Raw genomic sequence first — 18,480 nt, forward strand, 5'->3', positions numbered from 1 at the left:
CGGGATAATATGCGTAAAGCCGCAGTATAGTTACAAATGATACTATAGGGGATTTGCACTGGATATGCAAGTGAATAGCCGCCCACCCAATCCATATAAAAGGATGAGGTGGCATCATCGGGGAGGGTGAATATGCAAAAACGCCATCAACTGGCATTCATGGCGTTTCTGGCCATTTTCATTTGTTATATGGACCGGGTCGCGATCTCGGTCGCGATCATTCCGATGGTCGAAACCTATGGCTGGGACCTGTCGACACAGGGGCTGGTGCTGTCGAGCTTCTTCATCGGCTATCTGCTCACCCAGGTTGTCGGCGGAAAGCTGGCCGATCGTTATGGCGGCAAGGTCGTTCTCGGCTTTGGCGTGCTGATCTGGTCGCTCTTCACATTGGTCGCCCCGCCCGCTGCGGCACTCGGAATCGCGGTTCTGATCGTCGCCCGGATATTGATGGGCATGGGCGAAGCTGTCACTTTCCCGGCCATTTACGCGCTCTACGCCCGCTGGATACCGGTCAGGGAACGGTCGCGATCCGCAGGATTTTCCAATAGCGGCATCCCGCTGGGCACGGTTTTCGCGCTGCTGGCGACGCCGGTGATCGTGGCGTCCTGGGGTTGGGAATGGGTGTTCTATCTGTTCGGCGGTGTCGGTTTCATCTGGTGCGCGATCTGGTATTTTCTCATCGCATCGAGCCCGCGCAAGCAGGCCGGCATCAGTCAGGCAGAGCTGGACCTGATTGCCGCCGACACGATTGCCGACACGCCGGCAGTCGCGACGCCGTGGCGCGCGCTGATGACCAATATGCCGGTCTGGGCCGTGATCGTCGCCCATTTCTGCAATAATTGGTGGTTCTATGTTCTGCTCGCCTGGCTGCCGACCTTTGTCACCAAGGGGCTGGGCGTTGACTATGCCTCGGTCGGCTATTTCGCGATGATGCCGCATATCGCGCTGTTCATTTTCATCAACATTTCGGGGGTTGTTGCGGACCGGCTGATCGACAGCGGCATGACCATTACCCGCGTGCGCAAGCTGATGATGCTGATCGGCTTCGGCGGCAGCATCATAGCGCTGCTGCTTGTCGGACAGGCGCAAGATGCGGTCACCGCGATCACCATCATGACGGTTGGCAGCGCGCTCGGGGCTTTTGCGGTCAGCGGCTTTTTCGTCAACCATATGGATATTGCACCGGAACATGCCGGTACGTTGATGGGGATTACCAACACCGCCGGTACCATTCCGGGCATCGTCGGCGTGCTGGTCAGCGGGTGGATCCTGGACGTCACCGGATCATGGTCGCTGGTGTTCCAGGTCGCAGCGGCTGTGGCCGCATTCGGCCTGATCTTCTATCTTGTCTTCGGCAGCGGTGAACGGCAGTTCGAGACCGCAGCCGTCTAGTGAAAATCCCGCGACTTCGGTAATATCCTGACATTGCGCGGATGACCGCCGTTGGATTTGGCGCCATGGGATGGCGGTGATCCGGCGGCTCTTGCTGCCCAGCGATCCTCGTTGCGATAGATTGGTCGCTTGACCTCGTCGGCGCGGGACATCGGCATGTCGGGCCGGTCGCGGTCGGATATTTCGTCGAGCATGAAACTATGGTCCTCGACCCGTGTGGTCATCAAATGGGTCACGCCTTCGACGCTGCGCTGGACTTCTCCGGTGGCGAGCATCAGCCGGGCCGCCATCACCGGGCGGCGCATTTTCTCGAAGCGGCTGGCCCAGAGCAAAAGGTTGGAAACCCCGCTTTCATCCTCCAGCGTGATGAAGACCGCATTGCCCTTGCCGGGCCGCTGGCGGATCAGCACGACGCCGGCGACTTTTGCCTGAGATCCATTTTTGGCGCGCGCCAGTTCCGCGCAGCTGAGCACACCCATGGCGCGGAAACGCTCGCGGAGAAATTCCATCGGATGGCCCTTGAGCGACAGCCGGACGCTCTGGTAATCGGCGACGACATGTTCGCCCTTGGTCATGGCGGGCAGACGGGCGTCGGCTTCCAGCCCGAGCTCCTTAGCTTGTGCGGCCTCGAACAGCGGCAATGTGTTGACCGGAGTCCGGCGCACTTCCCACAGGGCCTGACGACGATCCAGCCCCAGCGACCGGCAGGCGTCGGCGTCGGCGAGCAGGCGCAGGGCGCGAGCGGGAAGGTCGGCCTTATGGGCGAGTTCCTCGATGGTCCGGAACGGGCGGGCGGCGAGGATTTGTTCGGCCCAGGCTTCGCGGAACCCGTCGATCTGGCGGACGCCGATGCGGAGGGAGGGCATTTGGCCCCTCCTCTTTAGAGGAGGGGTTGGGGTGGTGTCTCTCGTATCTCCATTCGCTTCGCGAGCGTCACCTTGCGGTGCCGCACCCACCCCTTCCCCCTCCCTTGAAAGGGAGGGGCTTATTCCTTCTCTCTCTACCCGGTTATCCCACTCGCTATAATTCACATCCGGCTCCCGCACCTCCACCCCGTGCTCGCGCGCATCCCGGACAAGCTGAGCCGGCGCGTAAAAGCCCATTGGTTGCGAATTGAGCAGCGCCGCCGCGAATACCGCCGGGTGGTGGCATTTGATCCAGCTCGAGACATAGACCAGCCGGGCAAAGCTGATCGCGTGGCTTTCCGGGAAGCCATAGCTGCCAAAGCCCTGGATCTGCTTGTAGCAGCGCTCGGCGAACTCCCGTTCATAGCCTTTGGCGGCCATGCCCTCGACCATCTTCTCGCGGAAATGGTGGATCGTACCGACATTGCGAAAGGTCGCCATCGCGCGGCGCAACCTGTTGGCATCGGCGGGCGAGAAATCGGCGGCGACGATTGCCAGCTTCATCGCCTGTTCCTGAAACAAGGGCACACCAAAGGTCCGGCCGAGTACGGATTTCAGCTCGCTCGGATCATGCGGCGGTTTCGGTGAGGGCAGCGTTACTTTCTCTACCCTGCTGCGCCGCCGCAGATAAGGATGGACCATATCGCCCTCGATCGGGCCAGGCCGGACAATCGCCACCTGAATCACCAGATCATAAAATTCGCGCGGTTTCAGCCGCGGCAGCATGTTGATCTGGGCCCGGCTCTCGACCTGGAACACCCCGATACTGTCGCCCTTGCACAGCATGTCATAAGTCGCCGGGTCTTCGTGCGGGACATTCTGGAGGGTCCACCTTCTTTCCTCCCTGTGCGCAGCACGGGGAGGGGGATCATCCGAAGGATGGTGGAGGGGTGGCTCCGGTGCAGCGCTGCCACCGTCGGCCCCTCCACCATCAGCCGCCGCTGCGCTCTGGCTGACGGTCCCCCTCCACGAAGCTGATGCTTCAGGGAGGATATTGATGTCCTCCAGCATATCAAACGCCTTCCGGATACAGGTCAGCATGCCGAGCGCGAGAATATCGACCTTCATCAGGCCGAGCGTGTCTATATCATCCTTGTCCCACTCGATGAACGTACGGTCGTCCATCGCGGCATTGTGGATCGGCACGGTCTCGTCGAGCCGGTCCTGGGTCAGCACGAAACCGCCGACATGCTGCGACAGGTGGCGGGGAAATTGCAATATCTGCTGGACCAGATCACCGAGCCGCCGGATTTCCGGATTGTCTGGGTCGAGTCCGGTCTCGGCAAAACGCTTGTCGGGCGTTTTGCCGCCGTGACTGCCCCAGACGGTGCTCGACAGGCGGCTGGTAATATCTTCCGACAGGCCCAGCGCCTTGCCAACCTCGCGGATTGCGCTGCGCGAGCGATAATGGATCACGGTCGCGGCAATCCCGGCGCGGTGGCGGCCATAGCGGGCGTAGATATACTGGATCACCTCCTCGCGCCGTTCATGTTCGAAATCGACGTCGATGTCCGGCGGTTCGCGGCGTTCCTCGGAAATGAAGCGGGAGAAGAGCAGGTCATGTTCCATCGGGTCGGCCGAGGTGATGCCGAGCAGATAACAGACCGCGCTGTTCGCCGCGGACCCGCGCCCCTGACAGAGGATTTTCTGATCCTGAGCAAATTTGACAATATCGTGGACGGTCAGAAAATAGGGCGCATATTTCATCTTTTCGATCAGCCGCAATTCCTCCTCGACCTTGATGCGCAACCGTTCCGGAAGGGCCTCGCCATGCCGCTCATGAGCGGCGGCCCATGTCAGATGCGCGAGCCAGCCCTGCGGTGTCCAGCCTTCGGGTACCGGTTCTTCGGGATAATGATAGCTCAGCTCGTCGAGCGTGAAATCGATCAGGCCGAGCAGCTGCTGCGTCTCGGTCAGCGCCTCCGGATGGTCGCGGAACAGGCGCGCCATTTCCGCAGGAGGTTTGAGAAAACGCTCGGCATTGGCGGCAAGCAGGCGGCCCGCTTTGGCAACCGTGGTCTTCTCGGCAATGCAGGTGAGGATGTCGTGGAGGGCGCGCTGTTCCGGCGTCGCATAGAGCGGATTGTTGGTGGCGATGAGCGGGATGCCGTTCGCTTCGGAAAGGCTGTGCAGTCTGGCGAGATGGCGCTTGTCCGGTCCGGAGCGCGGCATGGCGGCGCCCAGCCAGATATGGGGGGTATGGGAGAGGAGGTGCCCAAATATTTCCTCCCCGCGCGCAGCGGGGGGAGGGGGACCGTCCGAAGGATGGTGGAGGGGCACCCTTAATGTAGCAATCCCGTCACCGGCCCCTCCACCATCAGCCGCCGCTTCGCTCTGGCTGACGGTCCCCCTCCCCGAAGCTGACGCTTCAGGGAGGATGATCAGCGCCCAATCCTCGCTGCACCATTCCAGCAAATCCGCCTCATATAAAAAGCAATCCCCCTTCTCAGCCCGCAAATTGCCGGTCGAGAGCAGCCGCGTCAGCCGCCCCCAGCCGCGCCGGTTGCGGGGATAGACAATCACCTCCGGCGTCTCGTCGGCAAAGACCAGCCGCGACCCGACGATCAGTTTCAGATCGGGCAAAGTGAGCCCTTCTTCCGCTGCATCCTCGCGCGCCCGGCGCAGCGCCGCATGCGCCCGCACGACACCCGCAACGCTGTTGCGGTCAGCTATACCTATGCCGGTCATGCCCAGCGCCATCGCCTGCATCACCATGTCGGCGGGTGAGGAGGCGCCGCGCAGGAAACTATAATGGGTGGAAGCGGCCAGTTCTGCGAAGGCCGTCATTACCTTCTCCCTTGAGGGAGAGGGTTGCGCAGACTTGCGAACTTGTTCGCTAGTCGTAGCTGGGTGAGGGTGCTCCGCTCTATCGGATCCGCGAACCCCCTCATCCAACTCTGCCTAGCTTGCTTTGCAAGCAAGGCGCCGTATCCTTCTCCCCCCAGGGGAGAAGGCTTCTCAAGCAAACAGCCCATGCACATACCAGTCCGGGTTTGCTTTCTCCTCGCCATAAAGCCCGTGCCGGAACAGCCAGTAGCGCCGGCCGCGGGCATCCTCGACGCGATAATAGTCGCGGGTCAGGCCGCCGTTGCCGGGCTGCTGTCCATCCTTGCGCTGCCACCATTCCGATGCGATGCGCTCGGGCCCTTCATAGCGGATCACCTGATGGCTCTTGCGCCGCCAGGTGAAGTGATAGGGCGGGCCGTCGGGGACTTCGGCGATCACCTGCACGCGCTGCGGCGGGTCGAACATGTGCAAGGGGCGCATCGGCGGATTGTCGGCCGAGAGTCTCTGCCACGGCACCGGCGGCGGAGCGTTGAGCGCGGGCAGGGCGAGCAAGCCCTGTTCGGGGATATGGCTGTCGGCAGGGGCAAATTTCTGGACCCGGTCGCGGCCGAGCCTTGTGCTGAGCTGGCTGACCAGAGCGACCTCATCGCCGCGCCGGTCCTCGCCGCCCTCGAGCCTTAATTGCTGCGGCGCCAGCACCTCCGAAGCCGTAATGCTCAGCCGGATCAGATCATAGCCGAAGCCGGGGTTGAGCGGGTCATTGAGCGCCTCGATCCGTTCGCGCAGCAGGCGTTTGAAAAGGGTCACGTCGCGGGTCGGCGCGCCGGTTTCCAGACCGAGTCGCGCGACATCGCCATCGCAGCGGAACAGCATCATCCGGACCATCCGGGCGCCGAGGCCGCGCTCGTTGAGCCGTTCGCAGGCTTCCGCGAACAGTTCCGACAGGCAGGTGAGCGCGCCGTCGATATGGGTCAAAGGCTCGGCAAAACGGCGCTCGGTGACGACATTGCCAATCCGGCGCAGCGGGTCGATCGGGCGGTCTTCGAGTCCAAGAATCCGGTCGAGCCGCACCGTCAACTCCATCCCGAAACGAGCCGCCAGATTGGCGCGGGGCCGTTCGGCAATATCGCCGATCTTGTACAGCCCGGCCCGTTCGAGCGACTGGTGGGTTTTCTCGTCCATGGCCAGCGCCGCTACCGGCAGCTGTGCTTCTGCGCCTTGTTTCAGACCATGTCGCGCCAGCGCCAGTGCGGCGTCGGCGGTTCCGGCCAAGGCCCAGCAGGCGCTATAACCGACCGCATTAAGCCGGTCTTCGGCATCCTGCGCCAGCTTTTCCTCATTGCCGTGGAGATGCGCCGCGCCGGTGATATCGAGGATCAGCGCATAAGGTGGCTCGACCGCCACCATCGGTGTGTAACGTTCACAGGCTTCGGCCAGCCGTGACAGCAGGTCGGCATCGGCCAGCGGCTCGTGATTAAAGGAGAGCAGATCCGGCACCCGCGCCCTTGCGTCGGCAAGCTTCATGCCCGGGCCAAGACCCAGCGACACGGCCTGCCGGTCCGCCGCCATGATCACCATCGCGCCGCGTATCTTTTCGGTCAGCGCAAAGGGATGGTCAGGCGGCCCGTGTGCCCTGATGATCCGCTCGGACGGCAACCAGGGCAGGAACAGCGCCAATGTCCGGCGCTCTCTGCTCGCTTTGCTGTTCGCGGAAGATTTGTTCGTCACGGTTCCACTCCAGTCGGGCGCTCAGCCCGTAAAGACCGCTGCGATGGCGCAGCAGGGTGATGTCGAAAGCAGGATGGCCCGGAGCATTGGCCTCCAGCGCGAGCGAAGGCGCGGTAGCCACTTGCCAGCGACTGAAGGCAGCGGTCGGCAAGGGATTGTCCGGATCACTGCCGGAACGCAGGACCAGACTAAGCACGCCCGACTTTTGTGCCGACAGCGACAGGCGCCGGGTAGCTGTCATGTCGAGGCCTTTGGGTCTCTTGCCCGACAGTTCGATAATCACCGCTGCCAGCGCCGAAGACCGCACGCCGTCGGCGGCTGCGCGCAGTGCCGCGATGCTGTCCGGCGCATCGATATGGATGATGCTGTCCGGATCAATGCCGAGTTCCGCCAGGCCGGGCGGGTAGAGACGGCCTTGCCGTCTGGCTTCGCCGCTTTCGCTGATCCACAATATCGGTCGCTCCTCCTGATCCAGATTCCGGCAACGCTGGGCCAGCAACAAAGCCAGCGCCGCTGTACTGGTCCGGTCATCCTTGCTCGCGGCGTGCAGTTCGTGCAGTGCCGCGCGGGGCAGCCCATCGACTCCCGCATTGCCGCGCAAGCCTGTGTCGATGCTGTCTATGCCAAAAGTAAAATGCGACGGCGCGCCATCATCCTCCGCAGTCCTGACGCCGGACGTCGCCAATATTCTGGCGAGCCGCGCCCGCAAGGCAGAGGGTTTCGCTGGTGTTGCCTGAGGCACAGCAGAAGATGTGTCCGGTGAAGGCTCGAGAGCCTGACCCGAATCCGAATCGATATTGTTCATGATTTGTTCTAAAATATAGAACGGACGGATTTGGTCAAGTCTGTTCACGATTTGCAGCATCAGGCGCAACAGGCTTTATCGCATAATGCTTGACCGGAGGCGCGGGGAAGATGAACATGGCTCAACAGGAGGAATGCCATGAAAACCACTTTGCTGAAACTGTCTGCCCTTGGTCTTGCGACCACGGCCCTTGCGCCCTTGCCATTGCTTGCCAAACATCATGAAGCCGCTGAAATGGAGACAATGGGGACCATTGACGTGGCTGCCACCGAGGCTGCGCTGGACGCTGCACAAGGCCGGTCGGATGAGGACAAGGCCCGTGATGCCAGCCGAAAGCCGGCGGAAGTATTGGCCTTTCTCGGCTTGAAAAAAGGCGATGTCGTGCTTGATCTGATCGCGTCCGGCGGCTGGTATAGCGTAGCGGCGGCGATTGCGACCGGGCCGGAAGGCAAGGTCTATGCGCAGAATCCGGCGGAGGCGCTAAAAATGCGTGACGGCGCCTATGAAACGGAAATAGGCGCCAGACTCGCGGCCAATGACCTGCCGCAGATCGAACGGCTGAACCGGGAAATTACCGATCTCGGTGTCGCCAACGACAGTATCGATGTGGCGATTACCGCGCTCAATTTCCATGATGTCTACAATAGTTACGGGGCCGTGGCGGCAACCGGCATGTTGCTTGCGGTGAAGGCCAAGCTGAAACCGGGCGGGAGTTTCGGGTTGATTGACCATGTCGGTGATCCCGATGGCGATAACAAAGCCTATCACCGGCTCGATCCGGCTTTAGCGGTCGCGGTTGCGGAGGCGGCGGGTTTCACCGTCGAACTCAATGAAGATTTGCTCGCCGGTGATGGCGACAATCATAGCAAAAATGTCTTTGATCCTGCCGTGCGCGGCCAGACCGACCGGTTCATATTGAAACTGACCAAGCCAAAGTAAAACGCCCGCTCAGTAAAAAGCCGCTCCTGCACGAGGCAGGAGCGGCAGGGGCGCCAAGGAAGCGTTAAACCGGTTCAGAAAAAGCCCGTCACAACAGCCAATGCGATGATCGCCGCCAGGGTCGATACACCGAGCACGATGATCATGTGGCGGGCGGTGAAGCCCTGACGGGCGTCGGTTTTATCTAATTTTATCATCTGATTTTCCTATCGTTTCTTGTGATCATTATGATGGGAGTGGATTACAGGCTGGCCGAGAGCATCCATGATGCTTCTTCCAAAGCACCGATCCGTGCGGTCAGCAGATCCGCGGTGAACACATCATCTGCCTCGTCAGCGACTTTCACAAATTCGCGCATCTGGTCTGCCACGGTTAGCGTATCGCTCGACAGCTGCTTGAGCATGGCTTTGACATCGCCAGTATCGATCTGATCGTCGATCACGCTATTCTTTATATAGGTGGAGAGACCAACCGGCGTTTTTGCGCCCAGCGCCCGGATCCTCTCGGCGATTGCATCGATCGAGGCAGCAAGATCCTCATATTGGCCTTCGGTCAGCTTATGGATACCGAGGAATTGCGGGCCGGTGACGTTCCAGTGGACCGACTGGGTCTTCTGGTAAAGCACATAGGTGGAGGCCAGAGTTTCGCCCAGCTTGTCGGCGACATCAGCACGGTCAGCCTTTTTGATATCGCTCTTCATTTCGCGGAGGTCTGCGGTTTTGACAGTCATATATTTGGCTTTCTTTTTGTTCTTTGTTGTCGCGCCCGACGGCTTGGCGGGGCGCGGTATCTGTCAAACTTACGCGCCGATGATGATGTGGTTCCATGTTTCCGTCTGAAAAACGAAACGGTAGGTGAGGGAAGAGCGACCGCGTTAAATATCCCGGATTTCTGGAACGAATTTGCACCGGGCCGCGTAGACCTGTTGCAACCTCTAACGAAAGGAAGACAGAAATGACGAACATTTCAAACGCAAAAATAGCAATCCTGGCGACGGACGGTTTTGAAAAATCGGAGCTTTTCGAACCCAGGAAACAACTGATCGACGCGGGTGCCAATGTTACCATAGTGTCGCTGCAATCCGGCTCGATCAAAAGCTGGGATGAAACGGACTGGGGCGAAAGCATCGCCGTCGACATGACCGTGGACAATGCCAGAGAAAGCGATTTTGACGCGCTGGTTTTGCCGGGCGGACAGATGAACCCGGACTTATTGCGGGTCGAAGACAAGGCCGTTGATTTCGTGAAAGCCTTTTTCAATGCCGGCAAACCGATCGCAGCCATTTGCCATGCGCCATGGCTGCTGATCGAGGCGGATCTAGTGCAGGGCCGCAAGGTTACCGGTTACCCTTCGATCAAGACCGATCTGATCAATGCCGGCGCACGATTTGAAGATAGCGAGGTGGTGGTCGACAATGGCCTGATCACATCGCGCCATCCCGGCGATCTCGACGCTTTCAGCGCCAAGATCATCGAGGAGGTCGGGGAAGGCATCCACCGGCGGGCACAAAAAGCGGCCTAATTTGCCGGTCTTTGCTGGACGATTGTTACATAATTGTCTTCTGTCCTGCTCATGGCTCAACTCGCCTCAATCGCCTTAACAAATTCGGCCATGGCTTTTTACCTAGAAGGCTTTGGCGGTTGAGCGCCATTTTTTGGAACTTTAAGGAGTAAAATATGAAGAATTTTCTGACTCTCGTGACCGGCGCCGCGCTTCTCGCTGCTACACCAGCGCTGGCGCAAGATGCCGCTCCGACTGTCGAAGCCCAGGCTGGCATGAAGGTTTTCGGACCCAATGGCGGTGAAGTCGGTACAGTCGATTCGGTCGCCGATGGCGCCGTGATTGTGGATACAGGCAAGAACAAGGCAGCGCTCGCGCCCAATGCCTTCGCCAAAGCAGAAAATGGCCTGTCGATCATGATGACCCAGGCTGATCTCGACGCCGCCATCGAAAAAGCGGCTGCCGACGCCAAAGCCCAATTGCTGGCTGCGCTGACTCCGGGAACCGAAGTGAAAAGCGTAAACGGGGCTGCGGTCATCGGTACAATTAAAGAAGTCGATGCCGACTATGTGACCGTGGACCATGATGGCCAGCCCGTGAAACTGCCTGTCGATGCCTTCATGGACAGGCCGGATGGTGTTGCCATTACGATGACCGAAGACCAGTTCAACGCTGCGCTTACCGGCACTCAATAAGCCATTATTTTAGCGGCGGCGGCTGAATGGGCCTGCCGCCGCTAAATTTCAGACTATTGCAGTTGGGCGGTGAATTTCATCGCCAGCTCATACATTGCAATCGCTGCCTGGGCGGCCTCTCCGCCCTTGTTCTTGCGAACCTTGTCAGCGCGCGCCAGCGCCTGGTTTTCATTCTCCACCGTGATGATCCCGTTTCCAATCGCCGCGCCGTCCATGGTCAGTGCCATGATGCCGCGCGCGCTTTCCCCGGCGACGATTTCGAAATGATAGGTTTCTCCACGGATCACGACGCCGATCGCGATAAAGCCGTCATAGAGATCGCTGTCGATCGCCATCGAGATGGCGGCGGGAATTTCCAGCGCGCCGGGCACAGTGATGATTTCATGCTCGTGGCCCGCCGCTTTCAGGGCATCGGTCGCGCCTGCGATCAGCATGTCGTTTAGTTCGTCGTAAAACCGCGCTTCGACGATAAGGAATTTTGCCATTTTATCTTCTTTCAAATTCGTCATCCTGAACTCGTTTCAGGATCTGGTGGATGTTCGATGGAGGTTCTGAAGTGGATTCAGGATGACGAGCCGGTCAGGCGCTCTCCAGTTCCTTGCTGTTCGCGTTCGCATTTGCCGCCGGTACTGCGCGCTGTCCGACAATGCGCAATCCGAATGCGTCGAGCCCGACCATATCATGGCTGGTATTGGTCAACAGCTCCATGTCATGCACACCCAGTTCGCTGAGGATTTGCGCGCCAACACCATAGTCGCGCAGCTGATCCATCGCCGGCGGCTTGCCGCCACCAAGGCTGCGGACCTGCCGCGAATATAGGTCGGGTACACGCGGGCTGATGAAGACGATAACGCCGGACCCTTCCTCGCCGATGATCTTCATCGATTCCTGCAGCATATTGGCGCGGCCGGTATCCTGTCCGAATAGGTCGGGGAAGATGGTGGTCGCGTGCATCCGCACCAGAGTCGGCTTGTCGGGATCGACATGGCCTTTCTGCAGGACGATCTGCTCGCTCTCGGTTGCGCTGTTATAGAAAGTGATCGCATTCCACTCCCCGCCCCAGCGGCTGGTGAAACGCGCTTCTTCGCGGCGCTCTGTCAGATGGTCGTGGCGCAGGCGATAGGCGATCAGGTCGCGGATCGTGCCGATTTTCATGCCGTGATGCTGGGCAAATTCGATCAGGTCATCGAGCCGCGCCATTTCACCGTCATCCTTCATGATCTCGCAGATCACGCCGGCGGGGTTGAGGCCGGCAAGACGGGAGACATCGACGGCCGCTTCGGTATGGCCGGCGCGGACCAGAACGCCGCCATTGCGCGCTTGCAACGGGAATATATGGCCGGGGGTAACAATCTCGTCCTTGGACTTGGTGCCATCGATCGCAACCGCAACCGTGCGGGCACGGTCGGCGGCGCTGATTCCGGTGGTAACGCCGTCGCGTGCTTCGATCGAGGTGGTGAAGGCGGTTTCATAGGCGCCGCGGTTGTTCGCGCTCATCATGTCGAGACCCAGTTCCTCGACCCGGTCCCGCGTCATCGCCAGACAGATCAGCCCGCGGCCATATTTGGCCATGAAGTTGATCGCATCGGGGGTCGCCATCTGTGCCGGAATGATCAGGTCACCTTCATTTTCGCGGTCTTCGTCATCGACCAGGATATACATCCGCCCGTTGCGCGCCTCGTTGATAATCTCTTCCGGCGTCGCCATCACGCCGCTGGCGCCGCGCGCCAGATAGGTCTCCAGCTTGCCGAGCGTTTCCGCGGTAGGGTTCCAGTCCTCCTGACCCAGGCTGCGCAGGCTATTGGCGTGGAGACCGGCAGCGCGCGCGAGGCCGGCGCGTGTTTCCTCACCGGATTCGATAAGTTCGACCAGTTGTTCTATCAGAATTTTGCTCATGGACTCGGCCTTTCAATGTGATGTTGCGAATCGTTTATCACATTGAAATGTGATTGGTCTAGGACAAAGATCACATTGAGGTCACATAGTGTGTCGCTGGCTGCGAAATTATATTTCAAACTTTACACACTTTACAGGGTTATAGAATTGAAAATCTGGGGGGTGATAAAAGCGGCTCGGGGGGCCGGTTTTGGGGCGGATATGAGGGTGTTTTGTTCATAGTCGCGTTTTAGCATTGGCGGGGTGATGTAGGAAAGAGGGGGCTGCGTGGAATGTGAAATGTGATCATAGAAGTCACCACCTCAGGAGGACTCCATTTTGAGCCCCTCCTCTGAAGAGGAGGAGCTGATAGACGCCAGCATCACTTCTTCGCTCCGCCTTTCCATTTGACCGGAACCTTTCCCAACCCAATACGCTATTAGTCCATGGCAAAAGCGAAACACTGGATCGAGCCGCATCCGCAGGGCATTTATGTGCGGCCTGCCGATGTATGGATCGATCCGTCAGCGCCCAAGGAAAATGCAGTCGTCACCCATGGCCATGCCGACCATGCGCGCGGCGGGCATGGGGATGTGTGGGCGACGCCGGAGACGCTGGCGATCATGGGCTTGCGCTATGGCACGGAGGCGGGAACGCCGATCGCTTATGGCGAGGGGTTCGAGCGCGGCGGCGTGCGTTTCAGCCTGCATTCGGCGGGCCATGTGCTGGGCTCGGCGCAGGTGCTGATGGAATATCAGGGCGAGCGGGTGGTCGTCACCGGCGATTACAAGCGCCGCCCCGATCCGACCTGCGCGCCGTTCGAGCTGGTGCCGTGCGATATTTTCATTACCGAGGCGACCTTTGGTTTGCCGGTGTTCCAGCATCCGCCGATCACGGGCGAAATCGCCAAGATTTTCGCGCGGCTCGAAGCCGAGCCGGATAGCAGCATATTGATCGGCGCTTATGCGCTGGGCAAGGCGCAGCGGGTGATTGCCGAGCTGCGCCGGGCGGGCTGGAACAAGCCGATTTATCTGCACGGTGCGCAGGTCCGGATGTGCGAACTTTATGAGGAACTCGGCGTCTCACTCGGCGAGCTGCGGCTGGTGATGGACACGCCGAAAGAAGAGATGCGCGGACAGATCATTATCGCGCCGCCCTCGGCGCTGACCGACAAATGGAGCCGGCGGCTGCCCAATCCGGTGACCGCCATGGCCTCCGGCTGGATGCGGGTGCGCGGGCGGGCGCGGCAGCGCGGGGTCGAGATTCCTTTGGTGATCTCGGACCATGCCGACTGGGACGAACTGACCGAAACCATCCGCGAACTCGCGCCGAAAGAAACCTGGATCACCCATGGCAGCGAAGACGGCCTGCTGCGCTGGTGCGAATTGCACCAGATAAAGGCACGGGCGCTGGCGATGGTCGGGCGCGAAGAAGGGGACGACGGCTGATGCGCCGCTTTGCCGCCCTGATCGAAAGTTTGATCTACACAAGATCGCGTAACGCCAAGCTGGCGGCGATCTCAACCTATTTGCGCGAAACGCCCGATCCCGATCGCGGCTGGGCGTTGGCGGCCTTGACCGATAGCCTCGACTTTCCGGCGGTAAAATCCGCCACCATCCGCAATCTGGCCGGAACGCGGATTGATCCGGAATTGTTCCGCCTGTCGCGCCACTATGTCGGCGATACCGCCGAGACGGTAGCGCTGGTCTGGCCCGAAGCGGAGGGGCGGGAGCAGAGCGATCCGACTATCGACGAGGTGGTGCAGGCGCTGTCTGCCGCCAATCGTGCGACCGCTCCCGACATTGTAGCGTCCCTGCTCGACAGTCTGGATAGCAACAGCCGCTATGCGCTGCTCAAGCTGGCGGTTGGCGGGATGCGGGTTGGCGTATCGGCGCGGCTGGCTAAAACCGCTTTCGCGCAGGCCTTTGATGTGGCGCTTGATGATGTCGAGGAGCTCTGGCACGCGCTCGACCCGCCTTATGAGAAATTATTCGAATGGGCGGAGCAGGGCGGTGACCGTCCCGATCTTTCCGCAACGCCCTTTTTTCGTCCGTTCATGCTGTCGCATCCGTTCGAGGGCGACAATCTCGATCTCGACCAATATGCGGTGGAGTGGAAATGGGACGGCATCCGGGTGCAGGCCGTGCATCTCGGCGGCGAGACCCGGCTCTACAGCCGCGGCGGCGATGATATCAGCGCGTCATTCCCTGATATTGTCGAGGCGTTTGATCGCGACGGCGTGATTGACGGCGAGCTGCTGGTCCGCGGCACCGATCAGGGCGGCGAGGCGGCCAGTTTCAATGCGCTGCAGAAACGCCTCGGTCGCAAGACTGTCTCGAAAAAAATGCGGCAGGAATTTCCCGCATTCGTCCGGGTCTATGACCTGCTGATGGACGGGGAAGACGATCTGCGCCTGTCGCCCTGGCACGAACGGCGCCAACGGCTCGAAAGCTTTGTGCCGAAACTCCATCCCGACCATTTCGATCTTTCGGCGGTGGTCGATGTCGATGATTTTGCCGCGCTGGAAAAGATGCGCGCCGGGGCTCGCGACGCAGCGATCGAGGGCGTGATGCTCAAGCGCCGGGAAAGCCCCTATCTGGCGGGCCGGGTGACCGGTCACTGGTATAAATGGAAGCGCGACCCGCTGAACGCCGACTGCGTGATGATGTACGCGCAGCGTGGCAACGGGCGGCGCGCGTCCTTCTATTCCGATTATACATTCGGCTGCTGGACCGAGGATGGCGAACTGCTGCCGGTCGGCAAGGCCTATTCCGGTTTCACCGACGAAGAGCTGAAATGGCTCGACCGCTTTGTCCGGCAGAATACGATGGGCCGCTTCGGCCCGGTCCGCGAAGTGAAGAAATCGCTGGTGCTGGAAGTTGCGTTTGACTCGATCCACGAAAGCGGCCGCCACAAATCCGGCCTCGCCATGCGCTTCCCGCGCATCCACCGTATCCGCAAGGACAAGCCAGCAGACGAAGCCGACCGGATCATTACATTGCAGGCAATGATTTCCTGAGCGGTGACCGTTCAGTTAGTAGCTGCAACCCCTAGCGCTTGCCGGGGAGCATGCGCCGGAGTGTATTGTCCTTGACCACATAATGATGGAACAGCGCCGCCAAAGCATGCAGGCCAATCAAAAAATACCCGACCGTGCCGAATGTCTCGTGCCATTCCTTCACTTGCCCCGAGAGAGCCTTGTCCGGCGCAACCAGTGCAGGAAGCTCAAGTCCGAAGAATGGAATGGTCTTGCCAGCAGAACTCAGGATCAGCCAGCCCGCGAGGGGCATTGCCAGCATGAATGTATATAGCGCCAGATGTGTGCCCTTGGCGACCAGCATCTGCCAGGCGGGCGGCTCAGGTTTGATCGGCGGTTTTGCAGTGACAAGCCGCGTGATGATCCGGATAATCACGAGGAGCAGCACGCACAGGCCGAGCATGAAATGCCAGCTCTTCAACCCTTCGCGGAAATCGCTGCCTTTTGGAAAATTCTCGCGCAGCAGGATGGCGCTATAGACAGCGGTTATCAGCAGCAGCATTGCCCAGTGCAGGAAAATGGAAAAGGACGAATAGCGTGCTGGATTGGCGGTTGCATTCATATGAGGCCTCTTTTCGTGCGCAATTAAACAGGAAGCGGATCATTTGATGCTGTCACACGTCCGACCGGTCAATCATTTGCAAGCTTCTTGCCGGCGGAATACTGTGGAACCGGCGACGATGATATGGCTCGATCGCAAGAAATGCCAATGCGTTTGACCTACGAACTTCCTTTGGTGAGTGTTTGTAACATCGGTCATAAACGAACGAAACGCAGGGAATATACCTAAGCGACGATCCGGCCGGGGTTTTCTATTTATCAAAGCAGGTCCATCCGCTCAGATTTAAAGGAACTCGTTCAACGTCTCTACAAACAGCTTGAACTGGTCATGATGCAGCCAGTGGCCGGCCTGCTGAAATTCCTTCACCGTCACATTGTCGCCGAAATATTTCATCCGGCCGTCTTTCTCCGGATTGCTTGCCCAGCTGTCGGCGCCATAATGGAGCTGGGTCGGACAGCTGATGTCGCCCCATAGCTCGTGTATCGCGTCTTGCGACAGATCGATACTATCCCAGTGCTGGACATAGGGATCGAATTTCCAGCTGTAGCTGCCGTCCTCGTTGCGGATCACCGCGTGAGTGGTCAGGTGGCGGGCCTGTTCGTCGGAGAGATGCTGGTTCGCGTCCTGCATCCGGTGCAGCGCATCTTCGAACGTCGGATAGCGTTTGACCAGTCGGCCAGCGGCCTTGCGCTTTTCCTCGATGCTGTTGCGCACCCGCTGCAGCGGCCCGACCTTCTCGCGTTCGGCGAGCATTTCGGGGCTGGGACCGAGCCCCTCGATCGCCACCAGCTTGCGCACCGTATCGGGATAGAGGCCGGTATAACGCAGCGCGATATTGCCGCCCATACTGTGCGCGACGATGGTGACCGGCGACAGATCGAGCTGATGGATCAGCTGCGCCAGATCGGTGACCATTGCCATGGTGGTATAATTGCCGTCGGTGCTCCACTGGCTGTCGCCATGACCGCGCACGTCAGGGCAGATGATATGCCAGTCCTCGCGCAATGCCTGCGCCGTCCAGTCCCAGTTGCGGCAATGATCCTTGCCGCCATGGAGCAGGATCAGCGGCGGCTTGTCCTCATTGCCCCAGTCGGCATAATGGAGCTTGAGCCGCTGGGAGAAATAGCTGTGCGAGGCGGGGCCGTTCAAGGTCATCGGGATTTCCATCGAAAGAGAGAATTGAATCATAGCTCTAATGGGAGCGGCAGGGTTCGACAAGCGTCTGGGTGAATGGGGATCTGGCGTTGGTCCGGAAGCACGTCAGTAGGACCCCTGCCAGCACGCGCTCGGTCCGGACAGCTAGTCCGTCAGACTCTGTGCCGCGCATGGCGATGTGACCTTGGTCATAGTCCCAAGCTGCCGAAATGCTATACCATGGGAAGAGGAAGCAACTTGAGGACGGAAAAATGGTCGGGCGCAAATTGAAAGCCGGTATCGCAATAATGATGGCACTCGTTGTGGGGATGCCGGCAGCGGCTTCTGCCTGCGACGTTTCTCGCGGCGTGCGGGCCACGATTGAATCGGGCAGCTATCGCGCAACCCTGAGCGGTGTCTTGCTCAAGGACAGAGGCGTCAAACTGTCTTCCGGCAACGGAACGACGAGCCCGTCTTCCACTGAATATATACTCTCCGAATGGCTGGTTCCCGGCAAGAATATATTGAAGATCGATTATGACGGAAGCGCGGCGGCGTTTGAAATCTTTGCGCGGTGCAAGGGGGAATATGATGATCACGATATCATCGACACCGTGCGCTTTACGTCATCATCTTCCAAACAACTGAGCTTCGAACATGATGGACCTCTCGATTATAACTACCTCAAGGCCGATATCGCGGGCGACGAAGGCCTGCTGGATGCGGTGAAAAAGCTGCAGGAGGCGGCGCGCTCGGGCGATGTTGACACCATCCTGCACATGCACGCGCCATTGATCGAAGAATTCGGGCGGGATATGGGCAGCGCTGACGGGTTGATAACCTATTTGCGGACGATATTGTCCGGCTATCCCGTCGAAATAACCGAAACACTCACGGTCACGCCGATCATGGGCGGGCGTGTATATCAGATACTCGGGCCGGACGGAAAGCCGCCGATTTCCGTGTCGGGAAAAATGGATGGCGGAAGTTTCTCGTGGCCAGGCGGTGCCTATTGGGCCCGGTTCGGTGACGAATGGGCGGTTATTACCAATTAGGCTGTACGACCGGCGCTTGGTGGCACCGGTGACGATAGGAAACCGTTGGCGTCTATGCTAACCATC

General features: G+C 59.7%; 16 protein-coding genes. 7 read left to right on the forward strand and 9 right to left on the reverse strand.

Going from position 1 to position 18,480, the window contains the following annotated elements; genetic code table 11:
* Positions 1-132: 132 nt before the first annotated feature.
* A complete protein-coding gene (locus AAC060_RS02710; RefSeq protein WP_339822655.1) occupies positions 133-1,392 on the forward strand; it encodes an ACS family MFS transporter in 1,260 nt (419 codons plus the stop codon).
* Here AAC060_RS02710 and dnaE read toward each other — a convergent pair.
* The 3 genes from dnaE to AAC060_RS02725 form a co-directional block, all read right to left on the reverse strand.
* Complete coding sequence (gene dnaE, locus AAC060_RS02715) at positions 1,389-5,084, reverse strand: DNA polymerase III subunit alpha (protein WP_339822656.1); 3,696 nt, start codon at positions 5,082-5,084, stop codon at positions 1,389-1,391. The two genes, AAC060_RS02710 and dnaE, sit on opposite strands and share 4 nt — an antisense overlap.
* Before the next feature lie 171 nt (positions 5,085-5,255).
* Positions 5,256-6,812 (reverse strand): DNA polymerase Y family protein, encoded by a 1,557-nt coding sequence (locus tag AAC060_RS02720; RefSeq protein ID WP_339822658.1) that lies wholly within the window; start codon positions 6,810-6,812, stop codon positions 5,256-5,258.
* Positions 6,700-7,617: a hypothetical protein gene (locus AAC060_RS02725; RefSeq protein WP_339822660.1), complete on the reverse strand. Its 918-nt coding sequence runs from the start codon at positions 7,615-7,617 to the stop codon at positions 6,700-6,702. Before AAC060_RS02725 ends, AAC060_RS02720 begins: the two co-directional genes overlap by 113 nt.
* A 138-nt stretch (positions 7,618-7,755) precedes the next feature.
* Between AAC060_RS02725 and AAC060_RS02730 the strand changes: the two genes are divergently transcribed.
* Positions 7,756-8,556, forward strand: coding sequence for a methyltransferase (locus tag AAC060_RS02730; protein ID WP_339822662.1), 801 nt, complete (start codon positions 7,756-7,758; stop codon positions 8,554-8,556).
* 74 nt (positions 8,557-8,630) lie between these two features.
* Here the strand turns inward: AAC060_RS02730 and AAC060_RS02735 are convergent, their stop codons facing one another.
* Together AAC060_RS02735 and AAC060_RS02740 are read right to left on the reverse strand one after the other, a co-directional pair.
* Positions 8,631-8,753 (reverse strand): hypothetical protein, encoded by a 123-nt coding sequence (locus tag AAC060_RS02735; protein ID WP_339822663.1) that lies wholly within the window; start codon positions 8,751-8,753, stop codon positions 8,631-8,633.
* Between the two features lie 44 nt (positions 8,754-8,797).
* The gene (locus AAC060_RS02740) at positions 8,798-9,286 is read right to left on the reverse strand and encodes a Dps family protein (RefSeq protein ID WP_339822665.1); all 489 of its coding nucleotides are present in this window, start codon (positions 9,284-9,286) and stop codon (positions 8,798-8,800) included.
* A 224-nt stretch (positions 9,287-9,510) separates the two neighbouring features.
* Here AAC060_RS02740 and AAC060_RS02745 point away from each other — a divergent pair, with 224 nt between their 5' ends.
* Both AAC060_RS02745 and AAC060_RS02750 read left to right on the forward strand, forming a co-directional pair.
* Entirely contained in the window at positions 9,511-10,077 is a 567-nt protein-coding gene (locus AAC060_RS02745; RefSeq protein WP_339822667.1) for a type 1 glutamine amidotransferase domain-containing protein, read from the forward strand.
* Between the two features lie 155 nt (positions 10,078-10,232).
* Entirely contained in the window at positions 10,233-10,751 is a 519-nt protein-coding gene (locus tag AAC060_RS02750) for a hypothetical protein (protein WP_339822669.1), read from the forward strand.
* 53 nt (positions 10,752-10,804) lie between these two features.
* On the opposite strand, the gene ribH is transcribed toward AAC060_RS02750, so the two are convergent.
* Both ribH and ribB read right to left on the reverse strand, forming a co-directional pair.
* Positions 10,805-11,236, reverse strand: coding sequence for a 6,7-dimethyl-8-ribityllumazine synthase (ribH, locus tag AAC060_RS02755; RefSeq protein WP_339822671.1), 432 nt, complete (start codon positions 11,234-11,236; stop codon positions 10,805-10,807).
* Positions 11,237-11,330: 94 nt separating this feature from the next.
* A complete protein-coding gene (gene ribB, locus AAC060_RS02760; protein ID WP_339822673.1) occupies positions 11,331-12,647 on the reverse strand; it encodes a 3,4-dihydroxy-2-butanone-4-phosphate synthase in 1,317 nt (438 codons plus the stop codon).
* Positions 12,648-13,072: 425 nt separating this feature from the next.
* Here ribB and AAC060_RS02765 point away from each other — a divergent pair, with 425 nt between their 5' ends.
* Both AAC060_RS02765 and AAC060_RS02770 read left to right on the forward strand, forming a co-directional pair.
* A complete protein-coding gene (locus AAC060_RS02765) occupies positions 13,073-14,074 on the forward strand; it encodes a ligase-associated DNA damage response exonuclease (RefSeq protein WP_339822674.1) in 1,002 nt (333 codons plus the stop codon).
* Complete coding sequence (locus AAC060_RS02770; protein WP_339822676.1) at positions 14,074-15,645, forward strand: cisplatin damage response ATP-dependent DNA ligase; 1,572 nt, start codon at positions 14,074-14,076, stop codon at positions 15,643-15,645. The genes AAC060_RS02765 and AAC060_RS02770 overlap by 1 nt, the downstream gene beginning before the upstream one ends.
* 31 nt (positions 15,646-15,676) lie before the next feature.
* On the opposite strand, the gene AAC060_RS02775 is transcribed toward AAC060_RS02770, so the two are convergent.
* Together AAC060_RS02775 and AAC060_RS02780 are read right to left on the reverse strand one after the other, a co-directional pair.
* Positions 15,677-16,225 (reverse strand): cytochrome b, encoded by a 549-nt coding sequence (locus tag AAC060_RS02775; protein ID WP_339822678.1) that lies wholly within the window; start codon positions 16,223-16,225, stop codon positions 15,677-15,679.
* A gap of 282 nt (positions 16,226-16,507) precedes the next feature.
* Complete coding sequence (locus tag AAC060_RS02780) at positions 16,508-17,380, reverse strand: alpha/beta hydrolase (protein WP_339822679.1); 873 nt, start codon at positions 17,378-17,380, stop codon at positions 16,508-16,510.
* A gap of 251 nt (positions 17,381-17,631) precedes the next feature.
* On the opposite strand from AAC060_RS02780, the gene AAC060_RS02785 reads away from it, so the two are divergent.
* Positions 17,632-18,414: a nuclear transport factor 2 family protein gene (locus tag AAC060_RS02785; RefSeq protein WP_339822681.1), complete on the forward strand. Its 783-nt coding sequence runs from the start codon at positions 17,632-17,634 to the stop codon at positions 18,412-18,414.
* The last annotated feature ends 66 nt before the right edge of the window (positions 18,415-18,480 follow it).

It is taken from the genome of uncultured Parasphingorhabdus sp., from assembly GCF_963975555.1.
Taxonomy (GTDB): Bacteria; Pseudomonadota; Alphaproteobacteria; order Sphingomonadales; family Sphingomonadaceae; genus Parasphingorhabdus.